Source organism: Streptomyces sp. NPDC052701, assembly GCF_040678355.1.
In the GTDB taxonomy this organism is placed as follows: domain Bacteria; phylum Actinomycetota; class Actinomycetes; order Streptomycetales; family Streptomycetaceae; genus Streptomyces.
In genome coordinates, this window is record NZ_JBFATO010000006.1 from 28683 (window position 1) to 41501 (window position 12819).

The 12819-nt window shown below is 75.3% G+C and carries 10 protein-coding genes and 1 pseudogene; 3 read left to right on the forward strand and 8 right to left on the reverse strand.

The window, feature by feature from the left end; all coding sequences use genetic code 11:
- Positions 1-157 precede the first annotated feature (157 nt).
- Positions 158-1630 carry a hypothetical protein gene (locus tag AB0L29_RS09825; protein ID WP_365825206.1) on the forward strand — a complete coding sequence of 491 codons (1473 nt, stop codon included), beginning with the start codon at positions 158-160 and terminating at the stop codon, positions 1628-1630.
- A 37-nt stretch (positions 1631-1667) separates the two neighbouring features.
- Here AB0L29_RS09825 and AB0L29_RS09830 read toward each other — a convergent pair whose 3' ends face one another.
- From AB0L29_RS09830 to AB0L29_RS09845, 4 genes are all read right to left on the reverse strand, one after another.
- Positions 1668-3332 (reverse strand): glycosyltransferase family 2 protein, encoded by a 1665-nt coding sequence (locus AB0L29_RS09830; RefSeq protein ID WP_365825208.1) that lies wholly within the window; start codon positions 3330-3332, stop codon positions 1668-1670.
- A complete protein-coding gene (locus AB0L29_RS09835; RefSeq protein ID WP_365825210.1) occupies positions 3329-5524 on the reverse strand; it encodes a CDP-glycerol glycerophosphotransferase family protein in 2196 nt (731 codons plus the stop codon). The genes AB0L29_RS09830 and AB0L29_RS09835 overlap by 4 nt, the downstream gene beginning before the upstream one ends.
- 87 nt (positions 5525-5611) lie before the next feature.
- Positions 5612-6502, reverse strand: coding sequence for an ABC transporter ATP-binding protein (locus tag AB0L29_RS09840; protein WP_365825212.1), 891 nt, complete (start codon positions 6500-6502; stop codon positions 5612-5614).
- On the reverse strand, positions 6495-7418 hold the full coding sequence (locus AB0L29_RS09845; RefSeq protein WP_365825214.1) for an ABC transporter permease: 924 nt from the start codon (positions 7416-7418) through the stop codon (positions 6495-6497). The genes AB0L29_RS09840 and AB0L29_RS09845 overlap by 8 nt, the downstream gene beginning before the upstream one ends.
- 230 nt (positions 7419-7648) lie before the next feature.
- On the opposite strand from AB0L29_RS09845, the gene AB0L29_RS09850 reads away from it, so the two are divergent.
- A complete protein-coding gene (locus AB0L29_RS09850; protein ID WP_365825216.1) occupies positions 7649-8275 on the forward strand; it encodes a TetR/AcrR family transcriptional regulator in 627 nt (208 codons plus the stop codon).
- A gap of 21 nt (positions 8276-8296) precedes the next feature.
- Here the strand turns inward: AB0L29_RS09850 and AB0L29_RS09855 are convergent.
- From AB0L29_RS09855 to AB0L29_RS09865, 3 genes and pseudogenes are all read right to left on the reverse strand, one after another.
- Positions 8297-8425, reverse strand: a pseudogene (locus AB0L29_RS09855) (UDP-glucose 4-epimerase GalE); the annotation flags it as partial.
- Positions 8426-8504: 79 nt separating this feature from the next.
- Positions 8505-10106 (reverse strand): glycosyltransferase, encoded by a 1602-nt coding sequence (locus AB0L29_RS09860; RefSeq protein WP_365825217.1) that lies wholly within the window; start codon positions 10104-10106, stop codon positions 8505-8507.
- 164 nt (positions 10107-10270) lie between these two features.
- A complete protein-coding gene (locus AB0L29_RS09865) occupies positions 10271-10729 on the reverse strand; it encodes a MarR family transcriptional regulator (RefSeq protein ID WP_365825219.1) in 459 nt (152 codons plus the stop codon).
- Positions 10730-10833: 104 nt separating this feature from the next.
- Between AB0L29_RS09865 and AB0L29_RS09870 the strand changes: the two genes are divergently transcribed.
- The gene (locus AB0L29_RS09870) at positions 10834-11247 is read left to right on the forward strand and encodes an organic hydroperoxide resistance protein (RefSeq protein ID WP_365825221.1); all 414 of its coding nucleotides are present in this window, start codon (positions 10834-10836) and stop codon (positions 11245-11247) included.
- Here the strand turns inward: AB0L29_RS09870 and AB0L29_RS09875 are convergent.
- Positions 11237-12817: a hypothetical protein gene (locus tag AB0L29_RS09875; protein WP_365825223.1), complete on the reverse strand. Its 1581-nt coding sequence runs from the start codon at positions 12815-12817 to the stop codon at positions 11237-11239. The two genes, AB0L29_RS09870 and AB0L29_RS09875, sit on opposite strands and share 11 nt — an antisense overlap.
- Positions 12818-12819: the final 2 nt, after the last annotated feature.

Here is a 12819-nt window from a genome sequence, read left to right on the forward strand (position 1 = left end):
CTCCTCGCTGGCCGACTTGGCCGCCCCGGGCCGCGAAGGCCCGGGGCGCCCCTTGTCACGCGTACCGGCGGGCCCCGGGAGCTCCCCCGGCGCGCGGTCGGAGGGCTTCGGGGGGATCCGGGTGGAGGACCGGCCGTTTCCGGCCGAGGCTTGTGGGATGACCGTCGACCTTTCCCGGAGACCTGCGGTGATCGCCGCGCAGGCGATCACCGCGGCCGTCGTCCTGCTGCTGCTCCTGGTGATCGTCCGCCTCCCCTGGGCCGGCGACCTCGGCATGCACGCGGCGACCGTGGAACGCCTGCGGCACGACCTCCTCCACCCCGGCAACCCCCTGGTCGACGCGGACACGCCCAGCCCCTACTACTCGCCGTGGACGCTGCTGCTCGGCGCGGTCGCGCGGGCCGGCGGGCTGCCGGTCTTCGTCGTGCTGCGCCTGGGCGCGCTGGCCGCCCTCGGGCTGCTGCTGACGGGCGTGTGGCGGTACGTCCGCACCCTGAGCGCCCATCCGGCCGCGCCCGCCCTGGCCGTCCTGAGCCTGCTGCTGCTGTGGGGGACGGCCCTTTTCACCTGGAGCGGCTTCCTCGGCCTGAACTCGCTCGCGCTGACCGTGTCGTACCCGAGCGTGCTCGCGCTCGGCCTCGCCTTCCACCTGTGGGCGTGGCTGGCCCGGGCGGTGCGCGGCCCGGCCGGATGGGGGACGTGGCTCGCACTCGGGGTCCTGTGGGCGGTGATCCTGCTCTGTCACCAGTTCTCCGGGGTGGTGGCCTCGCTGGGCGCGCTCGCCACGGTGGCCGCGGCGCGGCCCGCCCGGGCGGTGTGGGTGCGGTCGGGCGGCGCGCTCGCGCTGGGGCTGCCGGTCCTGGCGCTGTGGCCGTACTACGACTTCTTCGCGCTGCTGGGCGCCGGGTCCGGCCTGGAGTCGGTGCACCGTCCGCTGTACCGGGACCTGCCCGGGCGGTACTGGCTGGCGCTGCTCGGGGTGGCGGCCCTGGCCCTGCGGTGGCGGCGGGACCGGTGGGACCCTCTGGCGCTGTTCTTCGCGCTGGGGGCGGCCGTGGTCGCGGCGGGCGGGCTCAGCGGCCACTACTCGTGGGGGCGTGCGCTGCCCGCCGCGCTGATCCCGGCGCAGCTCGCGGCGGCGCTGCAGGCGCTGGAGGCGGCGCGGCGCGCGGTGCGCGCGGTCTGGGCCGGCGCGCTCGCCGGGGCGCTGGCGGTGGGGGCGTGGACGCAGGCCGGGACGGTGGGCTACGTCGTGCCGCGCGGGGACCTGCCGGGGCCGGTCGCCGCCCGGTACCGGGAGCCGTGGACGGGCTACCACTGGATCACGCCGTGGGTGCGGTACGGAGACGTCGTCATGGCGCGGACGCGGCCGGCCCGGCAGATCCCCGCGTACGGGCCGTACACCGTGGCGCCCGGCTATCCCGACTTCTTCCTGCCGGACGAGGGGCGGCGGGCGGCGGCGGTGCGGCGGTACTTCGCGGCGGACACGCCGGGGAGCGTGCGGCGGGGGATCGTGCGGGAGTACGGGGTGCGGTGGGTGGTGGCCACGGAGGCGGCGCCGGCCGGGACGGGGCTGCGGGAGGTGGCCCGGGGGCCCGGTGGGCAGGTGCTGTACGCGGTGGTGCGGTGAGGCCGCGCGGCTCCCGTGGCGCCGCTGAGGGCGGGGCCTACCGCAGCGCGCCCGCCACCAGCCGCGCCGCCCTGCGCACCCCGGGACGGGCCAGCCGCCGCACCAGCGGCCGTACGACCGCGGCCGTCACCCCCATCGGTTCCCACCGCACCTGCAGGCGGCCCGGGCCGTGGCCCTCCGGCTCGACCGTGACGCGGTGCGGGGCCGCGCCGCGGCGGTAGCCGACGCGGGCGGTCAGCGACGGGAAGACCAGGGGCGCCAGCAGCAGGCCCGTGTGGGCCGCTCCCCGGTGTTCGAGGCGGAGCAGCGGGTGGCGTACGCCGGCGAAGCCGTGCACCGGGACGGGCGCCGCGGCCAGGTCGAGGCGGGCGCGGCCCTCGAACACGCCGGGCCGGACCGGGGACAGGCGGAAGGGGAGGCGCAGACGGCGCCGGCCGGGGGCCAGCAGCAGGGTCGCGCGCTGCGGGCCCACCGGCAGGCGCAGGCCCGGGTCGTAGGTGCGGACGGTCAGGTCGAGCGCGGCGCCCGGGCCCCGCGTGATCTCCGTGATCTCGTGGCGGAACTGCGCGCTGAAGAAGGGGCGCGTGTCCAGCTCCAGGTCGCCGACGTCCAGTTCGCGGCGCGACCGGTCGTCCGGCGGGACGCGGTCGCCCCAGTACGTCCGGCCCTGCGCGTCCGTCGTGACCTCCCGCGGCGCGACCCCGTGGCCCAGCCCCCGCGCCGCCAGCCGCGCGTCCCGCAGGCGCCGGTCGCGGACCAGCTGGAGGACGACCCGCTCGGCGCGCGGGAGGCGGGCGTACGCGCCCGGGGCCAGGGTCGCCAGGTAGGGGTTGACCAGGTCCGCGAAGGACTCCAGCCACGCGTCGTCACGGAACGGCAGGTCACCGGCGTACATGCGGAAGTCGTGCTTGAGGAACTTGTGGTCCTTGTCCTCGCGCAGCGACTCGTGCCCGCTCTCGGCCAGGAACGCGTCGATGAGGCGCTGGACGTGGACGCGGTCGCGGACGTTGCTCAGCAGGTGCCGCCGGTTGGATATCGAGGCCGCGTCCGAGGCCGCGTAGGGCGCCACGTACCAGCGGTAGACCGGCTCGGGGACGATGGTGAACCTCTTGGCCAGGCAGTACGCCTGCGCCGAGAACAGCTGGTCCTCGTAGTGGATGCCCTCGGGGAAGCGCAGCCCGTGCCGGTCGAGGAAGGCGCGGGCGTACATCTTGCTGGTCGCCAGGTGCTCGAAGAACAGCCGAGGGTCGGCCTCGATGCCGTCCAGCGTGCGGCGCTCGGACACCAGGTGCGGCATCCACGTGGAGCGGCGCCCGCTGTCCACCCGGATCCGCTCCACCGCGCCCATCGCGAAGTCGATCTCGCGCTCGCGGTGGGCGGACAGCAGCACCTCGACCGCGTTGCCGGGGAGTTCGTCGTCGCTGTCCAGGAACATCAGGTACGGGGCCCGGGCGATCTCCAGGCCGCGGTTGCGGGGGGCGCTGCAGCCGCCGCTGTTCCGCTCCAGGCGCACCACCCGGATGCGGGGGTCCCCGGCCGCCAGCCGCCGCGCCACCGCCGCTGTCCCGTCCGTCGAGTGGTCGTCGCTGATGACGATCTCCAGCTCGGCGTGGGTCTGCCGCTGGACGGAGGCGACCGCGCGGGGGAGGCGTTCGGCGTCGTTGTGGACGATGACCGTCACGGTGACGTCGGGTCTGCTCATGTGCTCGCCTCCTGCGGGGTCGGGGCGGGGGTGCGGTCCTCGACCGGCAGCACCGACGGCAGCCGCTCCTCGCCCTGGCCGAGGAAGACCCGGCGTACGACGCGTTCGGCGGCGCGTCCGTCGTCGTACTCGCAGAACCGGCGCCGGAAGGCGGCCCGCGCCTTCGCCGCGCCCTCGTCGTGCCAGGCGTCGGTGGTGAGGATCTCCGTGAGCCGCTCCTGGGTGCGGGCCACCGCGCCCGGCGCCTCGGCCATCAGGTCGAAGTAGACGCCGCGGGTGGTGCGGTAGGTCTCCCAGTCGTCGGCGTGGATCACGATCGGGCGGTCCAGGTTGGCGTAGTCGAACATGATCGAGGAGTAGTCCGTGACCAGGGCGTCCGCCGCCAGGCACAGGTCCTCGACCGGGTCGTAGGAGGAGACGTCGAGGATGCGGCCCGCGCGGCGCAGGCCGGTGAGCGGGGAGGCCGCGCGGTCGTAGAAGTAGTGGCCGCGCACCAGCAGGACCGTGTCCTCGCCGAGCCGGTCGGCCAGGGCGGCGAGGTCCAGGCGCGGGGTCCAGCCGGCCTCGTAGTCGCGGTGCGTGGGCGCGTACAGGATCGCCCGGCGGCCCGGCGCGATGCCGAGGCGCTCCCGGACCGCGCGGACGTCGCCGGCGCCGGCCGTGTAGTAGACGTCGTTGCGCGGATAGCCGTGGTCGAGCGAGACGAAGCGGGACGGGTACGCCCGCTCCCACATGCGGGTGGTGTGGCTGTTGGCGGAGACGCTGTAGTCCCACTTGTCGACGCGCTCCAGCAGGGCCCGGAAGTCCAGGCCCTGCGCGGCGGCCGGGAACTGCATCTGGTCCAGGCCCATGCGCTTGAGGGGGGTGCCGTGGTGGGTCTGGAGGTGGACCGCGTCCGGGCGTTTGACCACCTCGTTGGGGAAGTTGACGTTGTTGACGAGGTACCTGGCGGTCGCCAGGACCTCCCAGTAGCGGCGGGTGCCGGGGACGACGTGGTCGGTGCCGGGCGGCAGGAGGGCCGCGTTCCGCGCCGTCACCACCCACACCGGGCGGATCCACGGGGCCAGTTCGGCCAGCTTGGCGGCGATGGCGGCCGGGTTGCAGGCCACGCCCCGGTTCCAGTAGGCGGCGAAGACGGCCAGGTGGGGGTCGACCGGGCGGCTCAGCGCCCTGCGGTAGCGGTGGTCGTGGAGCCGGGCGCCGATCCGCCGCTTCCCGGCCCGTACGGCCGACCGGGCGGCGCGGCGGGTGCGGTTGGCGGCCTGGAGGGCCCGGTACCTGGTGTAGGCGCCCTCTTCGAGCAGGGACCGGCGGACGCCCTCCGGGCCGTCCGGGTGCCGGTGGCCCTCGGGGCGGCGGCGCAGGGCCGCGAGGGAGGCCCGGCGGAAGAACTCGCGTGCCACCTCCTCCGGCATGCCGCCGCGCGCGAAGGTGCGCAGGCAGTCGCGGACCATGACGTCGTAGAGCACGGCGTGCACGGCCGGGCGGTCCCGGGTGAGGTCCAGGAGGCGCTCGTAGCGGTCGACGAGGGCGTAGCGCTGCCCGGGGGTGACCGGGGGCAGGCTCGCGGGGCGCAGGCGGCGGTCCTCGTAGGCGGGGTGGGGCAGGCAGGCGACGCGCTCGGCGAGCAGCGGGGCGGCGTACGCCGCGAACGCCTCGTCGTCCGTGGCCAGCAGCTCCCGGTGGGCCCGCCAGAAGCCGGCGCGCAGCACGCGGGTGCCGAGCAGCGGGGTCAGGCGCAGCAGGGACGCGCAGTCGTCGAGCGCGAGGCCGGCACGGCCGGCGCGGGCGAGCAGGGGGCCGTCGGGGGAGGGCAGGCCGCGGGTGTGCCAGGTGCTGCGGACGTGGTCGAGCAGGAGGACGTCGACGGTGTCGGGGAGTTCGGCGGCGCGCTCGGCGACCGTGCGCGGGGCGCCGGCCGGCAGCCCGTCCTTGGCGCGCACGAACTGCAGCCAGCGGCCGGTGGCCCGCGCCGCCCCGGCCGCCCGGGAGGCGGCGTCGCCGGTCCCGTCCGGCAGGGGCAGCACCCGGACGCCGGGGGCGTGCCGCTCGGCCGTCTCCCGCGCCCAGTCGCCGACCGCGGCCACGATGACCTCGGCGTCCGGGAAGGGGTGGGCGACGAGGGAGTCGAGGAGTCCGGTCAGGTGGTCCTGGGTGTTCGGCCCGTGGACGACGACGCTGAGCTCGGGCATCACGGGACTCCTTCGTCTCGTCGCTCCGGACGCACCTATTCGGTCATAGTGCCACCGATGCGGCGAAAGGGCCGACCGGGCTGCGCCTCACGAGGGAAGAGGAACCTTCGTCCCCCCGGGTTCCGGCCGCGCCCGCCCGGGCGGCTCGGGCGCGGCCTTCGGCTTGGGCTTGGGCTTGGCCGACTTGTCCCCGGTGAACGCCTCGTACTCCTTGAGGACCTCCTCCGTCGGTCCGTCCATGCGCAGTTCGCCGCGCTCCAGCCACAGCACCCGGTCGCAGGTGTCGCGGATCGACTTGTTGTTGTGGCTGACCAGGAACACCGTGCCCGCGTGCTTGCGCAGCTCGCGGATGCGGGCCTCCGACCGCTTCTGGAAGGAGCGGTCGCCGGTGGCCAGGGCCTCGTCGATGAGCAGGACGTCGTGGTCCTTGGCGGCGGCGATGGAGAAGCGCAGCCGGGCCGCCATGCCGGAGGAGTAGGTGCGCATCGGCAGCGTGATGAAGTCGCCCTTCTCGTTGATGCCGGAGAAGTCGACGATCTCCTGGTAGCGCTCCCTGATCTGCTCGCGGGACATGCCCATCGCCAGGCCGCCGAGGTGCACGTTGCGCTCGCCGGTCAGGTCGTTCATCAGGGCCGCGTTCACGCCGAGCAGGGAGGGCTGGCCGTCGGTGTAGATCCGGCCGTTCTCCACCGGGAGCAGCCCAGCGACGGCCTTGAGCAGGGTCGACTTGCCGGATCCGTTGGTGCCGATCAGGCCGATCGCCTCGCCCCGGTAGGCGACGAAGGACACGTTCCGCACCGCGTGCACCCGGCGCACGCCCGCCGCCTTCTCGGCCTGCCTGCGGCGCAGGATGCGGTTGAGGGCGGCGGTCGCGGAACCGCGTCCGGCGCCGGTGCCGTTGACCCGGTAGACGACGTCGACGCCGTCGGCGATCACGGTGGGGATCTTCTCGCTCGCGAGCGCGTTGCTGTCAGCCACGGCCGTACGTCTCCTCAGCCTTCCAGAAGTAGATGAAGCCGCCCACGCCGGCGAGCAGCGCCCAGCCGGTGGCGATCGCCCACACGTGCGCCGGGAGCCGGCTCGCGTCGAAGCTGTCGATCAGGGCGAAGCGCATCAGGTCGATGTAGACGGCGGCCGGGTTGGCCTGGAGCACGGGGCCGAGCCACGACGGCAGGTCGTCGTGCCGGCCGACCAGCTGGTCGATGCTCCACATCACGCCCGAGACGTACATCCAGGTGCGCAGCACGAACGGCATCAGCTGGGCGATGTCCGGGGTCTTCGCGCCCACCCGGGCCATGATCATCGACACGCCCGCGTTGAAGGTGAACTGCAGCACCAGCGCCGGGACCGCCAGCACCCAGGACGCGGCCGGCGGCACGCCGAACGCGAGCAGGATGACGGCCAGGGCGGCCATCGAGAACAGCAGCTGCTGCAGCTGCTGGAGGCAGAAGGAGAGCGGCAGCGCGGCGCGCGGGAAGTGCAGGGCGCGCACCAGGCCGAGGTTGCCGGAGATCGCGCGGGTGCCGGCCATGATCGAGCTCTGCGTGAACGTCCAGACGAACACGCCCGTGACCAGGAACGGGACGTAGTCGGGCACGCCCTTCTTGGTCTGGAGCAGCACGCCGAAGACGAAGTAGTACACGGCCGCGTTCAGCAGCGGCGTCATCACCTGCCAGACCTGGCCCAGTTTCGCCTGGCTGTACTGGGCGGTGAGCTTGGCGGTGGCGAACGCGGAGATGAAGTGGCGGCGCGCCCACAACTGGCGCACGTACCGGGGCAGTGAGGGGCGGGCCCCGCTGACCGAGAGGCCGTGGCGGGCGGCGAGAGCCGCGAGGTCGTCGTCGGCCGGGACCGGTGTCCGGGTCGGGGGCGGTGTGGAGAGGACCTGACTCACATCCGCTGCTTTCACTAGGGGGGAGGGGGTGGCGCGTGCGGTTTCCGCGTCCGTGGCCCGGCGTTCGCCCACGCGGCACCGCACGTTCTCTTACGTCGGGACGGGACCGTATCGTCGCAACGCGAGCGTAGGGCGAACGGACGTCGGAACGCAACCGTTCCGTCGCGGCGGAGGGGGCGGGGTTGCGTGAGGACGGCACCGTATCGTCGCGGCGCCCTATGCTGGTCGGCATGACGACGAACGCCGACGAGCCCCAGCCGCGTCCGCGCCGCCGGGCCCCCGCCGGGGCGGCCGTGCTGCGGCAGGACGTCACGGAAGCCATCCGGGCGGCCGTCTTCGAGGAACTCGCGGCCGTCGGCTACGCGCGGATGTCCATCGAGGGGATCGCGCGCCGGGCGGGTGTCGGCAAGACCGCGGTCTACCGGCGCTGGCGCTCCAAACTGCACCTGGTCCTGGACATCGTCTCGGCGCTCGCCGTGCAGGGCCTGCCCGCGCCGGACACGGGCTCGCTCGAACGGGACCTGCGCCTGCTGTACGAGGTGACCTCCCGCGCCCTGCGCCACCCCGTCGCCTCGCAGATCCTCCCCGACCTCCAGGCCGAGGCGGCCCGCAACCCGGACATCGACCAGGCCCTGCAGAAGGCCCTGCGGGAAGGCCGGGACGGCGTCGCCAGCGGCATCGTGGCGGCGGCGGAGCGACGCGGCGAGGTCCGCGAGGGCATCGACCACGACCTGGCCCTCGACCTGATCTCCGGCCCCCTGTACTGGCGCTCGGTGGTGATCCGCAGCCCCGAGCTGCCCGAGGGCCATCTGGACGCGCTGGCCCGGGCCACCACCGAGGCGCTGAAGGCGCTGTGAGCCGGTCCGCGAAGCCCGGGCGTCCGGCACGCGCCCGGCGGTCCCGGTGGACAGGCCGTCGTACACCACCGCCCGTTCCCCCGCCTCGGCCACCGCCCGTACGACGTGCGCCCCGGGGTGGCCGGCGCCGCCGGCGATCAGCCGGGTCATGCGCGGTCGTCCCCTCGTCGGTCGGCCCGGTGCGGTACGCGCCCGTGGCTGTCGCGGCGCTCAGTGAAGCAGGCGGCTCTCAGTGAAACAGGCGCCGCAGCCTGCCGCGTACCACGGACGCCGCGCCGCGCGGGCCGGGCGCCACGCGCAGGGCCAGCGCGCCGGAGTGGGTGGCGTAGGGCTGGAGGAGGACCACCCCGTGGCGGGCGCTCGGGACGGCGCGACGGCGCAGCAGGCCGCCGCCCGTGCGCGCGTGCGCCGTGACCTCGCGGCTCGCGCCGTCGCGGAAGCGCACCCGCAGGCGCAGGTCCCAGGTGCCCGGCCCGTGCGTCGCCAGGTCCGCCAGGTCCACCGTCGTCCCGGCCGACCAGGTGGCGCCGGCGGACGGGGCGAGGGCGGCGGTACGGCGCCGGGCCGCCCGCCCGTCCTCCCGGCGCCGCCACTCCACCTCGACCGCCTCCGGGCCCGCCTGCGCCAGCCGGCCGTACAGCTCGTGCAGCCGCAGCCGCAGCCGCACGGTGCGCGCGTCCGGCCGCAGTTCCGCGTCGACGGCGAGGGGCAGGAGGCGGACGGGCCGGGTCAGCAGGGGCTCCAGGGCGACCTGGGGGAGGTCGTCCGACCAGACGGGTGTGCCGTCCGCGGCGCGCGCGTAGGGCGGCAGCAGGCGGGCCGGGCGGGCCGCCAGCTCGCGCAGCCGGGGCAGGTCGCGCGGCTCGGGGGAGGCCAGCACGACCCGTCCGATCAGGCGCCCGGGCGCGGTGGGGTTGCGCGCCCAGTCGGCCGCGTCGTACCGGGCGAGGTGCGCCCGGGTGAGCTCCCACCACGCGCGCCGGTGCTCCGCGTCGCGCAGCCCCAGCTCGCGCGCGTACATCCGCAGCTCGTGGTCGAGGAACTTGGCCCGCGCCGCCCGCGCGAGGTCCTTCTGCCCGGCGCCGAGCAGGATCTCGTCCACCATCCGGCACGCGCGCGTACGGGCCCGCCAGTTGTCGACGCCCGCCCGGTCCAGGGAGATCGACAGCCGCGCGGCGGACCGGCGCACGTGCCACACGTACACCCGGTCCGGGACCAGGGCGATGCGCGGGGCCGCGGCCAGCACGCGCGCGGTGAAGACCAGGTCCTCGTAGCGGAAGCGGCCCTCGGGGAAGCGGATGCCGTGCTCGCGCAGGAAGCGGGTGCGGTAGAGCTTGTTGACGCACAGCGTGTCGTGGACCAGGCGCGGGCGCAGCGCCGGGCGCGCGATCACGGCGGGCGCCGCGTACAGGCGCCCCTCCCAGGGCACTTCGCGCCCGGAGGGCAGCTCCCGGCGCACGCACAGTCCGCCCGCCACCTCCGCCCGCGCCCCGGCCGCCGCCGCGAGCAGCGCGTCCACCGCGCCGGGCGGCAGCACGTCGTCGCTGTCCAGGAACATCACGTACGGCGCCGTGACCGTGTCGAGCCCGGTGTTGCGCGGCGTGCCGCAGCCCCCGCTGTTGACCCGGCGCCGGACCACCCTCAGGCGCGGCTCGGCCGCGGCGAGGCGGGCGAGCAGCTCGGCGCTGCCGTCCGCCGAGCAGTCGTCGACGGCGACGACCTCGCGCACGGCGGGGCCCTGCGCGAGCGCCGAGCGCACGGCGTCCGTCACATGGGCGGCGTCGTCGTAGCCGATGACGACGACGGCGACCTGGGAGGAGGGAGCGTTCATGGACGTCCAAGGGCCGGATGCGGAGGCGGGGCCTGCCTACGACGGATCGTAAACCGGGCGAATGCCGCAACCGTGCCGATATTCCATCGACATCCGGTGGAGGTGCCCCGAGGACACGCCTTCGGCCCCGGGCCGGACGGCGGGGCGCGGGGTCCGCCGCCCGGCTACCGCTGCTCCCGCACCGCCGCGTCCAGGGCCGTGGTGAGCTGGTCGAGGCGTTCGCGCAGCGCGCGGATCTCGTCGACGTCGCAGCCGGTCGCGGCGGCGATCCGGCGCGGCACCTCCAGTGCCCGTTCCCGCAGTGCGGCGCCCTCCCCGGTCAGTCCCACCTCCACCGAGCGCTCGTCGCGCGCGCTGCGCTCCCGGCGGATCAGGCCGGCCGCCTCCAGCCGCTTGAGCAGCGGGGACAGCGTGCCGGAGTCGAGGCGCAGGTGCTCGCCCAGCTTCTTGACGGGCAGCGTGCCGTGCTCCCAGAGCACCAGCATCACCAGGTACTGCGGATACGTGAGCCCGAGGTCCTTGAGGATCACGCGGTAGACGCCGCCGAAGGCGCGCGAGGCGGCGTGCAGGGAGAAGCAGATCTGCTGGTCCAGGCGGAGCCAGTCCGCTGTGGGCGTGGTCATGCGTCCAGGATAACTCGGACGAGCAATTCAGTTGTGCACAACTAAATTGTGTGCTCTAATCGTTCCCGTCAACGACTCCTCTCCTCACCCAGGGACGGTTCTCCATGGACGCGCTCTACACCGCTGTCGCCACCGCCACCCACGGCCGCGAGGGCCGCGCCGTCAGCTCCGACGGCACGCTGGACCTCGCTCTGGGCATGCCCGTCGAACTCGGCGGCAACGGCCGGGGCACCAACCCGGAGCAGCTGTTCGCCGCCGGGTACGCCGCCTGCTTCGGCAGCGCCCTCGGGCTGGTCGGCCGGCAGGCGAAGGTCGACGTCAGCGATGCCGCGGTGACCGCCGAGGTCGGCATAGGCAAGCAGGGCGAGGGCTTCGCGCTCGCCGTCACCCTCCGCGTCGAGCTGCCCGACGGCCTGGACGAGGCGACCGGGCGCAAGCTGGTCGAGCAGGCCCACCAGGTCTGCCCGTACTCCAACGCCACCCGCGGCAACATCCCGGTCGACCTCGTCATCGAGTAGGCACCGGCCGCTCACCCCCGACCCGCGCCAGCACCTCCCCCGTCCGCCGGCTCCACGCCACCACCACCGCCTCCTCGGGCACCGGATGCCAGCGCGTCAGGAGCAGCCAGCGCACGCCGTAGCGGCGGGCGACGGCGGTGCGCCCGGCGCGGGTCGACCCCGGGGCGAGGTAGGCGCGGACGTCGGCGAGGCGGCGGCGCCGCTCCCGCTCGTCCAGCGCCCGGTCCGGCCAGGCGGGCGCCGCGAGGTTGGGTCCGTACCCGGCGATCGCGTGAACGGCGTAGTAGCCGTCGGTGATCACCACCTCGCCGGGCCCGATGTGCCGCGCGGCCCACTCGTACGTGGGCCAGCGCGGGGGCTGCGCGAAGCCGACCGGGTCCAGCGAGCGCGGCACCACCGCCCCGGCGTGCACCGTCAGGAACCCGGCGCACGCCCCCGCCGCCGCGGCCCCGCCCAGCAGCCGCCGCCACACCGGCCACGGCCGCGCCGCGGCCAGCTCCACCGCCAGCGCGAACTGCGGCGGCAGCACCGCGAGCCCGAGGATCCGGCCGTAGGTGTAGTGGCCGCTGACCCAGCCGTACGCCACCGCCAGGCAGTCCAGGACGAACATCACCACCAGCGGGTCGCGCCACGAGCCCCGCCGCGCCCGCAGCCACAGCGCCGGCAGCCCCAGCAGCGCCAGCCAGAACCGTCCGCCGAGGTCCTCGTACAGCCCCCGGTGCATCGCGTCCACGCTGCCGTCCCCGGCCAGGGCCAGCACGTCGAAGTACGGCCACGCCGACGCCGCCGTCAGCGCGCAGGCCGCCGCCAGCGCCCACCGCCCGGCGACCGCCCCGGGCCGGCCCCGCTGCCACCCGGCCACCAGCGCGACCGCCCCCAGCGCCGCCGCCACCGAGGTGATCGGGTGGACGAGCAGGATCAGCCCGTACAGCGCGCCGAGCCCCGCGTACCCGGCGAGCCCGGGCATCCCGCCCGGCCCCACGTACCGCACCGGCCCGGCGTCCCGGGCCCGCGCGCCCGTCAGCGCCCAGGCCCACAAGGTCAGCCCGACCGCGAACGCCGACGGGTAGCCGAGGGTGCCCGTCATCGACATCAGGCCCAGGTAGCCGCTCCACCAGGCCCGTTCGGTGCCCCACAGCAGGGTCATCGCGCCCAGCGCAAGCACCGGCGCCCACGGCCGCGCGGTCAGCACGCGCACGAACCGGCCCAGGCCGGTCAGCAGCACCAGCAGGTTCACCGGCCCGGCGAGCCTGACCACCTCCCAGCCGGTCAGCCCCGTCAGCCGGGCGAACACGCCCTGCGCGAGGGCGTACGGCGAGTAGTAGGGGCTGCCCGCGCCGGGGAGGTCCGCCGTCGGATGGCGGGGACGCAGGAGGTCGGCCTTCAGGCGTTCGACGACCGCCGCGTGCTGGCCGGCGTCGCAGCACAGCGGCACACGCCAGTACGCCAGCCACATCACCAGGAAGAACAGCAGGCCGACGGCCTGGTACGGGGTGGGGCGCCAGGTGCGGCCGCCGCGCAGCGCCGTGGCACCGCGGGCGGTCTGCCGGACCAGGACTTGGGCGCTCATCG